At 45.9% G+C, this 16,326-nt stretch carries 18 protein-coding genes, 1 tRNA gene and 3 CRISPR repeat arrays; of the genes, 10 read left to right on the top strand and 9 right to left on the bottom strand.

Going from position 1 to position 16,326, the window contains the following annotated elements; all coding sequences use genetic code 11:
• The 6 genes from A3IK_RS0113435 to A3IK_RS0113410 form a co-directional block, all read left to right on the top strand.
• Positions 1–330, top strand: a 330-nt coding sequence (locus A3IK_RS0113435) for an IS3 family transposase (RefSeq protein WP_026220970.1), incomplete at its 5' end; no start/stop codon positions are given.
• Positions 331–542: 212 nt separating this feature from the next.
• Complete coding sequence (locus tag A3IK_RS0113430; protein ID WP_020560501.1) at positions 543–794, top strand: Arc family DNA-binding protein; 252 nt, start codon at positions 543–545, stop codon at positions 792–794.
• Between the two features lie 120 nt (positions 795–914).
• A CRISPR array of direct repeats spans positions 915–2,095; the repeat unit is 28 nt; unit sequence GTTACGAATCCCCATGCGGGGTTATGAC.
• Positions 2,096–2,326: 231 nt separating this feature from the next.
• Entirely contained in the window at positions 2,327–2,638 is a 312-nt protein-coding gene (locus A3IK_RS0113425; protein WP_020560500.1) for a type II toxin-antitoxin system RelE/ParE family toxin, read from the top strand.
• Positions 2,638–2,931 carry a helix-turn-helix domain-containing protein gene (locus A3IK_RS0113420; protein WP_020560499.1) on the top strand — a complete coding sequence of 98 codons (294 nt, stop codon included), beginning with the start codon at positions 2,638–2,640 and terminating at the stop codon, positions 2,929–2,931. The genes A3IK_RS0113425 and A3IK_RS0113420 overlap by 1 nt, the downstream gene beginning before the upstream one ends.
• A gap of 396 nt (positions 2,932–3,327) precedes the next feature.
• The gene (locus A3IK_RS19470; RefSeq protein ID WP_020560498.1) at positions 3,328–3,567 is read left to right on the top strand and encodes a hypothetical protein; all 240 of its coding nucleotides are present in this window, start codon (positions 3,328–3,330) and stop codon (positions 3,565–3,567) included.
• On the top strand, positions 3,564–3,827 hold the full coding sequence (locus tag A3IK_RS0113410) for a ParE family toxin-like protein (protein ID WP_020560497.1): 264 nt from the start codon (positions 3,564–3,566) through the stop codon (positions 3,825–3,827). The genes A3IK_RS19470 and A3IK_RS0113410 overlap by 4 nt, the downstream gene beginning before the upstream one ends.
• Positions 3,828–3,851: 24 nt before the next feature.
• On the opposite strand, the gene A3IK_RS0113405 is transcribed toward A3IK_RS0113410, so the two are convergent.
• On the bottom strand, positions 3,852–4,166 hold the full coding sequence (locus A3IK_RS0113405) for a tetratricopeptide repeat protein (RefSeq protein WP_020560496.1): 315 nt from the start codon (positions 4,164–4,166) through the stop codon (positions 3,852–3,854).
• A gap of 262 nt (positions 4,167–4,428) precedes the next feature.
• On the opposite strand from A3IK_RS0113405, the gene mutS reads away from it, so the two are divergent.
• A complete protein-coding gene (gene mutS / locus A3IK_RS0113400) occupies positions 4,429–7,038 on the top strand; it encodes a DNA mismatch repair protein MutS (protein ID WP_020560495.1) in 2,610 nt (869 codons plus the stop codon).
• A gap of 190 nt (positions 7,039–7,228) precedes the next feature.
• Here mutS and A3IK_RS0113395 read toward each other — a convergent pair whose 3' ends face one another.
• From A3IK_RS0113395 to purM, 4 genes are all read right to left on the bottom strand, one after another.
• Positions 7,229–7,483 carry a ParE family toxin-like protein gene (locus tag A3IK_RS0113395; protein WP_020560494.1) on the bottom strand — a complete coding sequence of 85 codons (255 nt, stop codon included), beginning with the start codon at positions 7,481–7,483 and terminating at the stop codon, positions 7,229–7,231.
• The gene (locus A3IK_RS19465) at positions 7,480–7,719 is read right to left on the bottom strand and encodes a hypothetical protein (protein ID WP_020560493.1); all 240 of its coding nucleotides are present in this window, start codon (positions 7,717–7,719) and stop codon (positions 7,480–7,482) included. Before A3IK_RS19465 ends, A3IK_RS0113395 begins: the two co-directional genes overlap by 4 nt.
• Positions 7,720–7,860: 141 nt before the next feature.
• The gene (gene purN, locus A3IK_RS0113385; protein ID WP_020560492.1) at positions 7,861–8,511 is read right to left on the bottom strand and encodes a phosphoribosylglycinamide formyltransferase; all 651 of its coding nucleotides are present in this window, start codon (positions 8,509–8,511) and stop codon (positions 7,861–7,863) included.
• A 9-nt stretch (positions 8,512–8,520) separates the two neighbouring features.
• Positions 8,521–9,570 (bottom strand): phosphoribosylformylglycinamidine cyclo-ligase, encoded by a 1,050-nt coding sequence (purM, locus tag A3IK_RS0113380; RefSeq protein WP_020560491.1) that lies wholly within the window; start codon positions 9,568–9,570, stop codon positions 8,521–8,523.
• A gap of 157 nt (positions 9,571–9,727) precedes the next feature.
• On the opposite strand from purM, the gene A3IK_RS0113375 reads away from it, so the two are divergent.
• The 3 genes from A3IK_RS0113375 (at position 9,728) to A3IK_RS0113365 (ending at position 11,974) form a co-directional block, all read left to right on the top strand.
• A tRNA-Ser gene (locus A3IK_RS0113375) sits at positions 9,728–9,815 on the top strand.
• A gap of 259 nt (positions 9,816–10,074) precedes the next feature.
• Complete coding sequence (locus A3IK_RS0113370; RefSeq protein WP_020560490.1) at positions 10,075–11,235, top strand: hypothetical protein; 1,161 nt, start codon at positions 10,075–10,077, stop codon at positions 11,233–11,235.
• A gap of 4 nt (positions 11,236–11,239) precedes the next feature.
• Positions 11,240–11,974: a hypothetical protein gene (locus A3IK_RS0113365; RefSeq protein WP_020560489.1), complete on the top strand. Its 735-nt coding sequence runs from the start codon at positions 11,240–11,242 to the stop codon at positions 11,972–11,974.
• 28 nt (positions 11,975–12,002) lie between these two features.
• Here the strand turns inward: A3IK_RS0113365 and A3IK_RS20905 are convergent, their stop codons facing one another.
• The 4 genes from A3IK_RS20905 to A3IK_RS0113345 form a co-directional block, all read right to left on the bottom strand.
• On the bottom strand, positions 12,003–12,251 hold the full coding sequence (locus tag A3IK_RS20905; protein ID WP_083915739.1) for an excalibur calcium-binding domain-containing protein: 249 nt from the start codon (positions 12,249–12,251) through the stop codon (positions 12,003–12,005).
• A 141-nt stretch (positions 12,252–12,392) separates the two neighbouring features.
• The gene (locus A3IK_RS0113355) at positions 12,393–12,638 is read right to left on the bottom strand and encodes a DUF2789 domain-containing protein (RefSeq protein ID WP_020560487.1); all 246 of its coding nucleotides are present in this window, start codon (positions 12,636–12,638) and stop codon (positions 12,393–12,395) included.
• Positions 12,639–12,662: 24 nt separating this feature from the next.
• Positions 12,663–12,827, bottom strand: coding sequence for a PLD nuclease N-terminal domain-containing protein (locus tag A3IK_RS20900; RefSeq protein WP_020560486.1), 165 nt, complete (start codon positions 12,825–12,827; stop codon positions 12,663–12,665).
• A gap of 71 nt (positions 12,828–12,898) precedes the next feature.
• Positions 12,899–13,987, bottom strand: a complete 1,089-nt coding sequence (locus tag A3IK_RS0113345) for a hypothetical protein (RefSeq protein ID WP_020560485.1) — start codon at positions 13,985–13,987, stop codon at positions 12,899–12,901.
• Between the two features lie 172 nt (positions 13,988–14,159).
• Positions 14,160–14,982: a CRISPR direct-repeat array (repeat unit 37 nt; unit sequence GTTTCAATCCACTCCCAACTTAATTAGCTGGGAGAAT).
• Positions 14,983–15,201: 219 nt separating this feature from the next.
• Positions 15,202–16,324: a CRISPR direct-repeat array (repeat unit 37 nt; unit sequence GTTTCAATCCACTCCCAACTTAATTAGCTGGGAGAAT).
• Positions 16,325–16,326: the final 2 nt, after the last annotated feature.

Here is a 16,326-nt window from a genome sequence, read left to right as displayed (position 1 = left end):
AGGAATCCCCCGTCTGGCCTGATGTTTCATAGTGATCAAGGCTCGCAATACACCAGCCAACGCTTTGGTAACTTATTGAAACAGCATGGTATACAAGCCTCGATGAGTGGAGTGGGTGCCTGCTGGGATAATGCCGTGGTGGAGCGTTTTTTTGGTAGTTTGAAGAACGAATGGTTATTAAAGGTCAACCACCTGACCCGACAAGCCATGAAAGAGGATGTGGAGGACTATATTCGTTATTACAACCATGAGCGTTTACATACGGCTAATGGTAATCAAACGCCAGTGGAGTTTGAGTTGTCTCAATTAAATCTGTCAGGGATTGCTTGACCAGAACACTTCTATCATTTTTTTGAGATTTCTCTTTAATCCATTGCCTTATGTTTTCTGGCAAACGAACAGAGATAGGTTGTCCTCTTTGGTTGTTCATGACGAATCCTTAGTATTCTTTATAACTACATTATTGTTTAGTAGTTTTTAGTAGTCAATAGGAATCCAAAATACTCATTGAATCTTTTTGGCTACCAATAAATCATATAAAAATGAATACTGACATCAGACCACAGCCATACTCGTTACGATTAGAGCCTGAAATAAGAGAAAGGCTTGAAGCAATTGCAAGAGCAAGCAATCGTTCTTTGCATGCTGAAATCATGATGAGACTTGTTTTTACCCTTGAAAATCCAGACCTTTTAATTGCAGCAAATGCAAGCGGTTCGATTTTTACCAAGGAGCAAGAGGCTCGCTTAAGAGAGTTGATTAATGAAGAACTCGCTAAAGCGAGCAAAAGTTAGTACTTCGACCCCCAGTGCAGTAGTAGAGCCAGGGGGTTGATGTGTGTAGATCAATGGGTTAAGCTGAGATTCACCTGTCTGGTCGCGGTGTGTTGTGGGCAAAATGCGCTGAGATCAGGGGTTACGAATCCCCATGCGGGGTTATGACAAGCAGCGTCCTAATATTGATCCTGTGGCGCTGCGCGTTACGAATCCCCATGCGGGGTTATGACATCAATAGCGGCTATCTCGCCATACGATAGAATAATCGTTACGAATCCCCATGCGGGGTTATGACTTTGCTTGATGAGTCAGTTGATAGCGTAAAATCTGGTTACGAATCCCCATGCGGGGTTATGACTTAACGCGGATATGCAAAGCACAACAATAAAAGCGGTTACGAATCCCCATGCGGGGTTATGACTTGGAAGTATATAACTTCTACTATAGTTCCATTTTCGTTACGAATCCCCATGCGGGGTTATGACACGTCTTTAACTCCGTTTTTGATTGATTGATAAATGGTTACGAATCCCCATGCGGGGTTATGACGCTCTAGGTTAATAGTTACGTTAGCAACCCACTCAAGTTACGAATCCCCATGCGGGGTTATGACCGCCTAGAATGCCATAACTGGCTATCTGGCTATAGCGGTTACGAATCCCCATGCGGGGTTATGACACAATCTAGGCGGGGTTGAGATTGCCACCACGGGAGGTTACGAATCCCCATGCGGGGTTATGACGTCAGAAGATTTTACTGCGGAAACTTGTTTAAGACGGTTACGAATCCCCATGCGGGGTTATGACGCTACGCAGGCCGCTACCGACCCCACCCCGCAAGCATGTTACGAATCCCCATGCGGGGTTATCACTGTACCCGTGTCAGTTTTAGGGATACACGTCATAACGTTACGAATCCCCTTGCGGGGTTATGACAGTAGACTGTATCGCCTGCTTGTTGCGAGACGCGATGTTACGAATCCCCATGCGGGGTTATGACCTTGGCTAGTTGGTGCGCCCTGCTGAATATTTCCGCGTTACGAATCCCCATGCGGGGTTATGACGTCCAGTCGGGCTGTTTCGGCTTCATTTGCACTGCTGTTACGAATCCCCATGCGGGGTTATGACGAGTATCAGCCTAGTGATTTTGCCACTGTAGCAATGGTTACGAATCCCCATGCGGGGTTATGACGTGGTGCGGCGTTGGCGTAGGTAGCGCTCGGTTTGTGTTACGAATCCCCATGCGGGGTTATGACTCTAGCGGATTGTAAATACCCTTATTGTATTGCCCGGTTACGAATCCCCTTGCGGGGTTATGACGCAAGTATTCCCTGCTGGCTATCTAAAATATCGACGGGTTACGAATCCCCTTGCGGGGTATGACACTACACGACGACGGTTGCGAATACTTCCCGCTTATGTTACGAATCCCCCTGCGGGATGAGCGCTCCCCAGCATACGTGGAGATGAACCGCCCAACGCTGAACTATCCAAAGCAGAACACCCCATCACAGCGAATAAACCTTGAGTCCTACGCCATTGAGGTATAGCATGGAATTCATAGAAACCCCGACCTTTACTCGTCAAATCCTAGCGCTGCTCTCTGATGAGGAATATCGAGGCTTGCAAAACCTCCTCATCGACGACCCAGAACGCGGGAACTTGATCAAGGGAGGGGGTGGAATACGTAAAATTCGCTATTCTCTGGCGGGTCAAGGTAAAAGCGGAGGGATGCGAGCCATTTACTACTGGCTCAATGAACAGCACCAAATTTACATGCTCCTTGCTTACCCCAAATCCGCTAAAGACACCCTCACCGACCGTGAAACCGCTATCTTGCGTGAATTAGTCAAGGAGCTTTAATGGATACCGAACTGTTTAATGATCTCGTCCAGAGCCTAAAAGAAGCCAAAGCCATTGCCAAAAACGAAATGCCCGCCAGTCGCCGCTTTACTATAGAGGCGATAGATGTGAAAGGTATTCGTGAAAAGACCGGATTATCCCAACAAGAGTTTGCCAAACTCATCAGGATCAGTGCTAGAACCCTACAAAACTGGGAGCAACACCGCCGCTACCCTACAGGCCCCGCCGTGGCGTTGCTCAAAATCGTATCTGTAGCGCCTGAGGTTGCCATACAGTCGCTAGCGGGTAATTAAAGTGATGCGGTTGATGTGTGTACATCAATGGGTTTAAGCTGAAATTTACCTGTCTGGTCGCGGTGTGTTGAGGACAATATGCGCTGAGATCAGGGGTTACGAATCCCCCTGCGAGGTTATGACAAATGCCGCCCGTAAATCACCGGAAAGGGTGCATCAGTTACGAATCCCCCTGCGGGGTTATGACAGTCTTCCGCCCATTCGCTCCAATACTTGTGGGTTGTGTTACGAATCCCCCTGCGGGGTTATGACCGGAATTCTGCAACCTTCACGGTTTTGGTGTTACGAATCCCCAAGCGGGGTTAGTGTTCCCTGCTGGGGCGTATGCTATTATCTGATGTAGCCGTATCCCCCGTAGAGGTGGGATAAACTGATGGATTTTTGGATAGAATACTAATGCATGCTCTAACCCTTAATGACCTTCACCCTCAATATGTCCTTGATACCAAAGGACAACAAACGGCTGTTATTATCAGTCTGGACAAAATCAAAGCGTTATTAGAACGTCTTAATGAATTAGAAGCCGCTCAGACATGGGATGAGCAAATCGCTGCCGATGCGGAAGCGGGAAAACTTGATTCTTTGCTAGACGAAGCTCAACAAGACTATGATGCTGGCAAATTACGTTTTCGATGAAACACGCCGCTGCCCGTAGTTTCTGGTCTACTTATCGTCAATTACCAGAGTATATTCGCCAACTCGCCCGCCGAAACTATCAACTCTTGCGGGAAAACCCACTGCATCCCTCTTTACATTTTAAGGAAGTTAATCCCCGTAAAAGGTTATGGTCGGCGCGGGTGGGTATCCACTATCGTGCATTAGCCCTGTGCGTACCAGAGGGTTATGTGTGGGTCTGGATAGGCCACCACGCGGCTTATGATCAATTAATTAAATAAGTGTTAAAACCTCGGAATCAAGGATTATTGTTTATTGAGCCACTTTAACGCTTCTTGAGCTTTTTTATGGCCTTGTCCTGCCGCTTTGGTCAACCACTCCACGGCTTTGCTATAATCTTGCGCGACTCCCTCGCCGTTGGCATACATAAACCCTAGGTTGTGTTGAGCCTTAACATGACCTTGTTCGGCCAAAGATTTAAAAAGCTTCAGCGCTGTCGTATAGTCTTGCTTTTCGTAGGCGATGGTAGCGTTCTGGAAATCTTGGGCGGCATCGGCCCATACCACGGAACCACTCGCCATAGCCCAACTGAGGCAGAGAGCCGATAGAATACGTATCATGATAGATCCCTTATCGAATAAAACGGGGCAAACACCTATAGCTATAACATACTATATAACTAGTTAAAAGCATGTGATATTTCAAACTATGACATACGCTCTTTGAGATGTTTAGGGTGTTTGATCATTCAGCCAATGAAACTTCGGCGCTATCAGTATGAGTGATAGTAAGGTATCCTAAAACCCAACCAAAACCCCATCCTTTCCGAGTCTAAAGCTGTTAGACCACTCATTAGAAATTTAGACACAAAAAGCCAGTTAAATGATTGATAGTAAAGCATTAAAAGACCATACCCCCATGATGCAACAATATTTTCGCATCAAATCTGAATATCCGCACATATTGCTTTTTTATCGTATGGGTGACTTTTATGAGCTATTTATGGAGGATGCTAAAAAAGCAGCCGCCTTACTCGACATTACCCTCACCGCACGCGGCAACTCTAATGGCGCACCCATTCCAATGGCAGGTGTCCCCTATCACGCGGTCGAGCAATATTTAGCTAAACTGCTAAAACTCGGCGAATCCGTCGCCATCTGTGAGCAAATCGGTGATCCGGCTAAAGCGAAAGGCCCCGTGGAGCGTAAAATCACCCGCCTACTCACGCCGGGTACCGTGACGGATGATTACTTATTAGAAGATCGGCGCGATAACCTCTTGGTCGCACTCCATCGCCACACTCAGCGCCAGAACACGCGCTATGGTTTAGCCTGCTTAGACCTCAGTACCGGACGCTTTACCGTGCAGGAAATGGCGGATACTACCACCCTCAGCAATGAGCTAGGGCGTTTACAACCGGCTGAACTGCTCCATGATGAAGAATGGCGTTTAGATTTTACCCCTAGCTGTCATGCCACACTACGTCCGGCTTGGCATTTTGATTTAGAAACCGCTCAGCGTTTACTACTACGCCAATTAGGTACACGGGATTTAACCGGCTTTGGCTGTCAGCACTTAACCGTTGCACTACAAGCCGCTGGTGCCTTACTGAATTACGTACAAGAAACCCAGCGCTCGGCTCTGCCGCATATTAATAACCTCATCCTTGAGCAAACCGATGAAGGCATTATGCTCGATAGTGCCAGCCGTAAAAATTTAGAGCTGGAATATAGCCTCAGTGGTGAGCACAAAAATACGCTGATTTCGGTGCTGGATAAAACCGCGACCAGTATGGGCAGCCGTCTATTGCGCCGCTGGCTGCATAAACCCTTGCGGGAGCGTCGCCCCCTGCGGTTACGCCATGAATGTGTGGGGGTCTTACTCAAACAAGAGCAATTTAAAGTACTACACGATTGCATGCGCGGGATTGGTGATTTAGAGCGGATCGCCAGTCGTATTGCTCTAGGGACAGCACGTCCGCGTGATTTATCGACCTTGCGTGATTCCCTATTAGTATTGCCTGAATTACATAAGCGGCTCGGAGCACCGCAGCATCCCCATTTGCAACAGCTCCAGCAGGGTATTGGACAACATACCGAACTGACGCAATTACTGATTAATGCGATTATTGATAATCCGCCCGTGGTGATTCGCGACGGGGGCGTGATTAAAGAGGGGTTTGATGCTGAACTCGATGAGTTACGTAATTTAAGCGAAAACGCAGATCAATATTTGCTCGATTTAGAAACCCGTGAACGCGCTCGCACCGGCATTCAAAATCTGAAAGTCGCCTATAACCGCGTGCATGGCTATTATGTCGAAGTACCCCAAAGCCAACTCAGCCGTATTCCGGCGGATTATATTCGGCGGCAAACCTTAAAAGGGGTCGAGCGTTTTATTCTGCCTGAGCTGAAACGGTTTGAGGATAAAGTCCTCTCCGCCCGTGAGCGCTCCCTCGCCCGTGAACGCGCTTTATATGAGGAACTGCTGCAAACGCTGAATACCTATCTCATGCCCTTACGTACCGCTGCGCAATATATTGCCGAGCTGGATGTATTGAGTAACTTTGCTGAGCGTGCGAGTACCTTAAATTATAACAGCCCCACCTTGACTGATGAGATTGGTATTAGTATTGAAGGGGGGCGGCATCCGGTGGTGGAGCAGACCTTACTCGATCCCTTTGTACCGAATGATCTGCTGTTGCACTCCGAACGGCGCATGCTCATGATCACGGGACCGAATATGGGGGGTAAATCAACCTATATGCGTCAAGTGGCCTTGATTGTGTTAATGGCGCATATTGGCTCGTATATTCCGGCAAAATCGGCTCGTATTGGCCCGATTGATCGCATTTTTACCCGCATTGGGGCGCAAGATGATCTCAGTACCGGACGTTCAACCTTTATGGTGGAAATGACCGAAGCAGCCAATATTCTTAATAATGCCACGGCGCAAAGTTTGGTATTAATGGATGAAATTGGGCGCGGTACGAGTACCTTTGATGGTCTATCCTTAGCCTGGGCCTTTGCCGATTATCTAGCCCGTGAGCGCCAAGCCTTTACTTTATTTGCAACCCATTACTTTGAGCTAACCCATTTAACCGAGCAGATTCATACCATTGCTAATGTACACATCGATGCGGTGGAGCATGGGGATAAAATCGTGTTTTTGCATGCGGTGAAAGAGGGGGCGGCGAGTCAAAGTTATGGCCTACAGGTAGCACAATTAGCGGGTGTACCTAAGGTAGTTATTGCTCAAGCGCGGCGTAAATTACAGAGTTTAGAGCGCGATAGTCACGAGGTACAAACTACCGCAAAGCGTCAAGTGGGTAAGACCTTAGCATTAGCTTTAGAGGTGCCTATTCCAGCGCCTGAGCAAGTGACCGATGAAAAGGCGGAGAAAATCAAAGCGGCCTTAGTAGCGGTGAATCCTGATGAACTCACCCCACGCCAAGCGTTAGAGGCGTTGTATCGTTTGCGGGGGTTATTATAATAGGCTTCTTGTGAAAATAACCCCACCCCAGCCCTCCCCTTGGCATGGGAGGGAGCCGATCTTGCTCCTCCTCCTGACAGGGGGGAGGTTGGGAGGGGGGTATCTTCGACAGTTTTTGCAAGAGGTCTAATATGTTCAGCTTGTTAGGTTATTGAATTATAAGAGTAAAGGGATAGTTTTGGTTAGTTTATCATTTGATTAATTGATCATAAGTCGCATGATGTCCTATCCAGACCCAGGTATAACCATGTGGGCGGGCAACTGCTAACGCACGGTAATGCAAGCCTACACGTACTGACCAGAAATTACCGACCTCTTTGAAATGCAAGGAGGGATGCAAAGGATTTTCTCTAAGCTGTCTATAATTACGCCGTGCCAATGCTTGTATAGGCGCAGGGAGTTCTTGAAAGCACTGCCAAAACCGTGGGGTGGCCTTGTGTTTCATAGGTCGATGAGCTGACCTTTTTGCTCAGCGTCTAAGGCTTCTTGCAGTAGAAAATCCAGTTTACCATGAGCAGCATCGGCGGCGATTTGCTCATCCCATGCTTGCTCAGCTTCTAATTCATTGAGACGCTCTAATAACGCTTTGATTTTATCCAGACTGATAATAACAGCCGTTTGTTGTCCTTTGGGATCGAGGACATATTGAGGGTGAAGATCATTAAGAGTCAGTGCTTGCATAGGTATTCTATCCAAAAATCTATCGATTCATCCCCACTGATAAGGCGGGAGCACGTTAATCATAGCATTGGTACTCGCGGTTAGCACAGTTCACCCCCGCGTATGAACACGCAGGGATGGTGGGATGTAAAGGGCCTCAGCTTAGCCATTTGCCAGTAATAAAGGCTGAGTCAGCAAGCGACCTTCCACCTCAATACCCTGAGCACCTAATACTATCCGATCATTCACTAACTGCTTCACGACCTCAGGATAAACCCTATGCTCTTGTGTGAGTAAACGCGCGGCGAGCAGTTCGGGGGTATCGGATGGCAACACCGGAATTTTTACCTGCATAATCACCGGCCCCCCATCTAGCTCAGCCGTGACAAAATGTACACTCGCGCCATGCTCGGCTTTACCATCGGCGAGCACCCGCTCATGGGTATGTGTCCCTTTATAATCAGGCAAGAGCGAGGGGTGAATATTAATCATCCGCCCGTGATAGTGGCTAACAAAATCAGCCGTTAAAATCCGCATAAAGCCCGCCAATATCACATAGTCAGGTGCATAAGTATCAATCAGCGCTTGCAAGGCTGAATCAAACGCCTCTCGGCTCGGAAAGGTCTTATGATCCAATACTTGAGCCGGAATCGCTGCAGTTTTCGCTCGCTCTAAACCATAGGCATCAGGGCGGTTACTAATCACCGCCACAATGTCAGCAGGCACCTGTGGGTCTTGATGGACTTGATCAATCAGGGCTTGTAGATTAGAACCACTCCCTGAAATGAGTACCACGATACGTTTTGTTTTCACGCTCAAGCCCTATGCTTGGTATTGCACAAAGGGCTCTGTGCGTGAGCTAGTGGCAATCTCACCCAGCCGCCACCCTTGAATACCACTGTCTTGGCAGGCTTTCAGCATACTATCGGCTTGTGCGGCATCGACCACTAGCACCATGCCGATACCACAATTAAAGGTACGCAGCATTTCATCATCGGCAATATTGCCCTCAGTTTGTAACCACTCAAAGACTTTAGGGCGCTGCCAGCTAGAGAGACTAATATTCGCTTGCGTATGCTCAGGCAATACCCGTGGCAAGTTTTCGGTTAAACCGCCGCCGGTAATATGGGCTAAACCATGTAAACCGTCTTTGTAGTGCTCAATCAATTGCAATACTAACTTGGCATAAATACGGGTAGGTTCGAGTAAGGCACGACCGAGTGTGGTTCCATCAAAGGCACTATCTAATGAAGCACCTGATACTTCCAACACTTTACGAATCAGGGAGTAACCATTGGAGTGAGGGCCTGAGGAGGCTAGACCTAAGAGTACATCACCCGCTTTGACTCGCTTTTGATCAATGATTTCATCACGCTCTACCACACCGACACAAAAACCGGCTAAATCAAAATCATTACCATGATACATCCCCGGCATTTCGGCGGTTTCACCCCCGACTAGAGCGGCTCCGGCTTGATAGCAGCCCTCGGCAATGCCTTTTATGACTTGCTCGGCAGCCTCTACATCGAGCTTTCCGGTGGCGTAGTAGTCGAGGAAAAAGAGCGGCTCAGCACCACTGACAATAATATCATTCACACACATGGCGACTAGATCAATGCCAATGGTGTCATAGATTTTGGTATCAATGGCGAGTTTAAGTTTAGTACCCACGCCATCAGTACCCGAAACGAGGATAGGATTTTTATAACGCGCAGGAATAGCTGTCAGAGCACCAAAGCCACCGAGTCCGCCGAGCATTTCGGGGCGACGAGTACGAGCGGCATGGGGTTTAATGCGTTCTACGAGGGAATCGCCAGCGTCAATATCAACACCAGCACTACGATAGGTCAGCGAGGCTTTACTTTGATCCATGTAGGGACAACCATTCATCAGGGAAAAACAAGGGTCAACAGTCTATCACAGGAGGGCTGTGTTGCCAGTAACAGAATTATTCACAAATGATGAAGTTTTTTTCGTAAAGGGGCTAGCTTTATTTTTTTATTTTGATTAGTATTTGCGTCCTGATTTCGGAGAGCTGGCTGAGCGGTCGAAAGCGGCGGTCTTGAAAACCGTTGAGGGTTATACCTCCGGGGGTTCGAATCCCTCGCTCTCCGCCATATATATCAAAGGGTTGCTTAGGCAGCCCTTTTTTGTTTCTGCTGTTATCTCAAGCCTTGGTGCAATTCTGGCACAACTGTTTTCAAGCTTTTCCTCTATAAATACCTTCTTTTTGCCCATTGGGGATGAACCGCCCCTATATTGTTCGGTCGTCCTTGCTCGCCTAGTTGGGTGGGTTGCGCGTTTGGAATGAGAGGTTTTATTGATCTATCCTTGAAAATTTCATTCAATGCACTTTTACCCCAAAGAGTGTTTTAAATGAAAAGAGCAATAGTTGTGCTATTGGGCTTGATGTATGCCGGTATGGCAGCCGCCGTTGAGCGTCCTGTGTGGTGTGATAATGTTAGGCAAAGCCCTTCTGAGGCGACAGTGTGTGGTGATGAGGTTTTAGCTACGCGATTTTTGGAGCTGGATAAACGTTGGGATGCTTATAAAGCCACTCAAGCCGAGGACTTGGTGAAGGTCGGTACTGCGTATTTCACCCGCTGGAACAGAGAATTCTTTCAACCCTGTAAAGATAATAAGGCTTGCAGTAATGTCGCTATTGAAATGGCACTCAATGCGTCATTTTTTAATGAGTCTTGCAAAAAGGCAGAGGAATTTAAGCCTAAACCAGTAACCAAAGCAGAAGAGTTTAAACCCGAACCAGTAACCAAAGCAGAAGAGTTTAAACCCGATCCGCTAGCAAAAGCAGAGGAGTTTAAACCCGAACCAGTAACCAAAGCAGAGGAATTTAAACCCGAACCAATAGCAAAAGCAGAAGAGTTTAAGTTCGATCCGTTAGTAAAACCGGAGGATTTTAAACCTGAACCAGTAACCAAAACAGAAGAGTTTAAGCCCGAACCAGTAACCAAAACGGATGAGTTTAAACCTGAACCAGTAACCAAAGCAGAGGAGGAGAAGCCTGATTCGGCAGGGAAAGCACCTGAATCGGTAGTAGAGCGTCAAAAGGCTTTAAGCACCATAGACCCCCCCGCAGCGGTGTTGAAACAGCCTGAGAGTGGTAAAGTGCAAAGTAAATTTGCCCCGACTCCCGCTGAAACTATAAAAGATAAAAAAGCACCTGCATTAGATATTCCCCAGATAGTTCTTAGCTCTAAGGCCGATGTTGATAGGCTATTAGGCACAGCCTCTCATTGTGAAAAGGTTAAATATGGCAATAAATGTTATTACCAGCCTATGAGTACAGAGATTGTATTTATTGATGGCAAAGCAGACTGGATCACGGTGAATAATTTAGAGTCAGCGGTATATGATAAAAGTGCTTTGAAATTAATGGGCTTAGAGCCTATGGAGCCGGATATTTCTAATGAAAGCGTCATAGCATGGAAGAACAAGCAGGGCTTATTAGAGGTTTTATTATTCCCAGCCAGCGCTAATAAGGTGTTTTATGCCTTTATAAAAGCCAAAACAAGGTGAGATCATGCTTAAAAGCTATTGGTATTACTGGTACACGGGTCGGCGCTTAGTGGCGGTGATTAGTATGATCCTGACTACGGTGCTGGTAGGGCTGGGCATGATGTGGGCCGTGGGCTTTTCGGTGTGGGGCGTGGTGCTGGCGGTGTTGATGGACGCGGTCGGGTTTTGGGTGGCGGTGATTTATGCCCTAGTGCTGCGTGAGTATTTGCCTCAGATGTTCATTGATCAGGTAGATGGATTGATTTTTTATCAATTCATTATCCCCGTGATTGCGGTTTTTATCATCGGGCGGGTGGTGACGTTTGGAGTGGCTAAGTTTTTTGCCGCTCAGGCGCAATCGACTTGGCTACGTCAAGCGGCTTTAAGTGTAATAGCAGTATCGGCGCTGGCTTTTGGTGCGGGGTTATGGGGTTATCAAGCCCAACAACAAGCCGCCGCTGAGGCCGCACGGCGAGCAGCAGAGGCTCAGGCATTGAGTTTTGCTAGGGTGAAAATGCAAGCTGGAGAGCTGTCCAAACACGCGGTGGATGAGGTTAAACATTTAGGTGAAGCCACAGCAAGCAAGGCGACGGAATTAACCGACACCACTACTAAGGCTGTCTCTGAAACGGCGGCGAGTGTATCCACCGCAACGGGCAAGGCGTTTGATGCGGCCTGTGTGGCGATTGCAAAGACGCTGGGCAAAAAGCCAGAGGAACATTGTGATACACCCGCACCTACAGACACGCCCAAGCCCTAATACAAAAGCCCTGTTCTAGGGCTTTTGTTTATTTCCCGTTCTTTTTGCGCCAACTGCGGCAGACGCTTTCACCATATTTTGACCCACCCGGCAGGCATTCACAGGCTTCACCATCGCCGTCTCGGTCAAGGCTCTTCCAGCCTTGCTTCTTAGCGTTGACATAGTCCTGAGCATCGGATTGTTTGCTGAATGATTTGCATGAAACGCCTTTGGCATAAACAACTGAGGTGCTGAGCAGCAATGTGATCATAAGGCCGGTCAATAGTTGATTTTTCATAGCTTACTTTTTGGTCAGTAAAAGCATAACTATAGACCAAAACTTTAAACTTTTGGTATCTCACTTAGGGGCATTCTTTAGAAGAGTTAAAAAAACTGTTAATAAACTCCCTAATCACTTTGCCATGAATATCAACCCCAGCTAGAAATAATTGCTATGCAATTGTGCATTAAGCTCATCAATAACAATAGCCCATTCGGCATTTTGCGCTAATCCTTCACATAAAAATCTAGCTTGAGAAGGTGTCCAAAAACTAGCTTCAGTTAGTTTGGTATTTTCTGCTAGCTGATGATCAGTAATGAACTGAGTAATTGACGCTTTATCAGAAGGTAAACCTAATTGATTAAATAAACCTTCCATGCAATAAACTGAATCTAGCATAAGCATTTTTATAGCTCCAGAGTAATAAAGTTATTTAGGCCCAACAAAGAACCAAGCTAATAAACCAACAATGGGGAAGAAAAAGACGGCTAATGACCATAGTACTTTAGCGCCGGTAGGAGCATTGCTTTGGTATATACTATAAATAGCCCACGCCGCAATACTAAAATGTAGTAATCCTAATAGGGTCTTCATAATCAAAGCTTTCCTGTTAATATATATTCTATATAGGTAATTTATTCGATAATTACTATTTAAGCTATATTTTATAGGTTAAATTCAGAGTTAAGGTATTTTTCAATGTAAGCAGCAGCTTGGTTTGCCCCTTGATAGTTTGGGCAAGGTTTAGTCCAGATTGTATTAAGTAAGGCATTAATATGATTAGTAAAATTACCTTGTAAAATAGTATCCCACTCCGTATAAATGACTTCTCCATGCTGCTCCTGCCAAGCCTGTAAATAGGGTTGTTCAGGCCATTCTTGGCGCTCGATACAAAGGGTAGGGATTTGATTAATGACCGCTTCGGTTTGGGTTCCATAGCCAGTTTTTGTAATAACAACATCACAAGAGGCGAGTAGATCTAAGTAATTCATTTGTGCCTGTGATTGGGGTATCCAGTCCGCCCGTTGTGCTAGCAGCACCTGATCAGGAAATATCCAATAGACATTTTCTATTTGAGGCCAAGTATTTAATGGATAGTTTATTTCAATACCTCCTAAGGAAACTAATACACATTTAGCTTGCGGCGGTAAGTTTAATCGTTGCTGTAACAAATGTTTTTGTTGAGTGCCGCGAGCAGCCAATACGTCGATAGTTTGCGTATTGCTCAGAGTTGGCATGGGCATAGAAGGGGTAGGCTGGAGAAAAATATTTGCTTTTTGATAGGCCTGTAGTATTTGGGTGTGAATAGGCTGAGCACTAGTAAAATGCCCACAATAGGCTTGAAAAATATCAGCCCAATTGAGCGAGCATAAAGCAATACTGGGGATATTTAAAGCGTGAGCAGCCTCTAAACTCAAGTAGGGAATATCTGAAAACACTAAATCTGGCTTTAATAGGCGTAGTTCTTGCGTCGCTTGATTAACTTTTTGCGAATAATTTTCGTGAAAATGTTGATACCATTGAAAGCTAGATTCCGCATCAACATTTAATGCGTCATGCATAATCATGCCATTATCTTGCTGATAAGGTATTAATTCAAAATTATGCCGGATGCGATCACGTAAAACTTTTTCTGGTGCGAGTGAGCGAATCGTTATTTTTATGTTTGATGATGGTAGAGCATTTAATATAGCGGCTGTCTGAGCCAGATGCCCAAAACCGTGGGCGCTAATATCGATAAGTAGATGTTTCATAGAGTAGAAATGTAAATGATAAAGTTAAGGTATTTAAATTATAGCATATTATCAACTTAGTTAACTAATAAAATGCTAATTGATGTATAAGGTGTTATATATAAAGTCAACTCTCCCAACTTAATTAGCTGGGAGAATATTGGCTACGATCCGTCTGCAATACGCTGCAATAGTTTCAATCCACTCCCAACTTAATTAGCTGGGAGAATTAATGCCGCTAAAGCCATGAGTGCTAGTACTACAGTTTCAATCCACTCCCAACTTAATTAGCTGGGAGAATGCGGAAAAACGCGCGAAGGGTTGGGCAAAGTGCGTTTCAATCCACTCCCAACTTAATTAGCTGGGAGAATCATGACAGGAAGACCAAAAGCGTACAACTCATTTAAGTTTCAATCCACTCCCAACTTAATTAGCTGGGAGAATACCTTGGGTGTGGATTATGGAAATCGTCCTCAGTGTTTCAATCCACTCCCAACTTAATTAGCTGGGAGAATGTCGTATTCAAGAAGAGTGCTCAAGTCGGTGGCACAGTTTCAATCCACTCCCAACTTAATTAGCTGGGAGAATAGAATGATGCTCATTGTTCGACGTTACACAAAAGGTTTTAATCCACTCCCAACTTAATTAGCTGGGAGAATCCGCTGATGCTTCAGCGGTGTTCATTTTTATCTGTTTCAATCCACTCCCAACTTAATTAGCTGGGAGAATTTTTGTGATGTCTTATTTTCCGATTGCCCCTGTTGTTTCAATCCACTCCCAACTTAATTAGCTGGGAGAATCTGTCGGGCATCACAATCAAAAACATAAAAATGCTGTTTCAATCCACTCCCAACTTAATTAGCTGGGAGAATCCGTATTAACCCAGCCTCAAAATAACGCCTAATCTGTTTCAATCCACTCCCAACTTAATTAGCTGGGAGAATGGTCGCCTAGGGGAGTTTCCATGCCGTCATTAATCGTTTCAATCCACTCCCAACTTAATTAGCTGGGAGAATGCTGGAGTCGGTTTATTAGTCCGTCTTCAAGGTTAAAACCACCGTCTTTAGACGGTTAGCTTTAGCAAGCTTAGTTTTGCAATTGCAATTAAGGTAATAGGATGAAAATCTATTAAAAGCGTGGGGCGCGATATTGGGTGGACGTTCAGTCCTCTGCGACCCACGCCTAACCCTTCAGCTTTAGCTGATGGTTGTTAAGTTAGCGCCAAAGTTTGCCAGTGTTTCAATCCACTCCCAACTTAATTAGCTGGGAGAATGCTAGCGTTAAATATGCGCCCGCCAGCAGCGCCTTTGTTTCAATCCACTCCCAACTTAATTAGCTGGGAGAATGTGCGGTGGGAATTGAGGCCGTTATTTACTATTTGAGGTTTCAATCCACTCCCAACTTAATTAGCTGGGAGAATCATCTGCGTAACGGCAAAACCTATAAGCTGAGCCAGTTTCAATCCACTCCCAACTTAATTAGCTGGGAGAATGCGAATCACAATATCATCCTGATACAACCCGGCCTGTTTCAATCCACTCCCAACTTAATTAGCTGGGAGAATTCGGTGGGCTAGCTGTTTTTGAGGATCAAAAAAATGGTTTCAATCCACTCCCAACTTAATTAGCTGGGAGAATGTCATAAAACTGGCTAGTCAATTGCGACTCTAGTGTTTCAATCCACTCCCAACTTAATTAGCTGGGAGAATAGGGTATTACTCTATTTTCGCCGTTTTTGGTGTCACGTTTCAATCCACTCCCAACTTAATTAGCTGGGAGAATAGGAAAAATCATAATGATTAAGGATACCAAGCGATGTTTCAATCCACTCCCAACTTAATTAGCTGGGAGAATGAAACCGTGGGCGACGCTGAAATCGATAGCGACGACGTTTCAATCCACTCCCAACTTAATTAGCTGGGAGAATGGGACTACCCACGAATAACAACCCACCACCTGCACGTTTCAATCCACTCCCAACTTAATTAGCTGGGAGAATCCATCGCAGCAAAACACAGCAAACAGTGACGCAGCGTTTCAATCCACTCCCAACTTAATTAGCTGGGAGAATGGGACTACCCACGAATAACAACCCACCACCTGCACGTTTCAATCCACTCCCAACTTAATTAGCTGGGAGAATCCATCGCAGCAAAACACAGCAAACAGTGACGCAGCGTTTCAATCCACTCCCAACTTAATTAGCTGGGAGAATCCGCTCGAAATCGAGAGCGCCTATAATGTTAGCGGTTTCAATCCACTCCCAACTTAATTAGCTGGGAGAATCGATAACACCATCGCCACAACCACCACTAATCGGTGGTTTCAATCCACTCCCAACTTAATTAGCTGGGAGAATTC

This window comes from Thiofilum flexile DSM 14609 (assembly GCF_000380185.1).
Classification (GTDB): Bacteria; Pseudomonadota; Gammaproteobacteria; order Thiotrichales; family Thiotrichaceae; genus Thiofilum; species Thiofilum flexile.
Note: the sequence above shows the minus strand (reverse complement) of the source record. Positions and strands in the feature narration are given on the sequence as shown.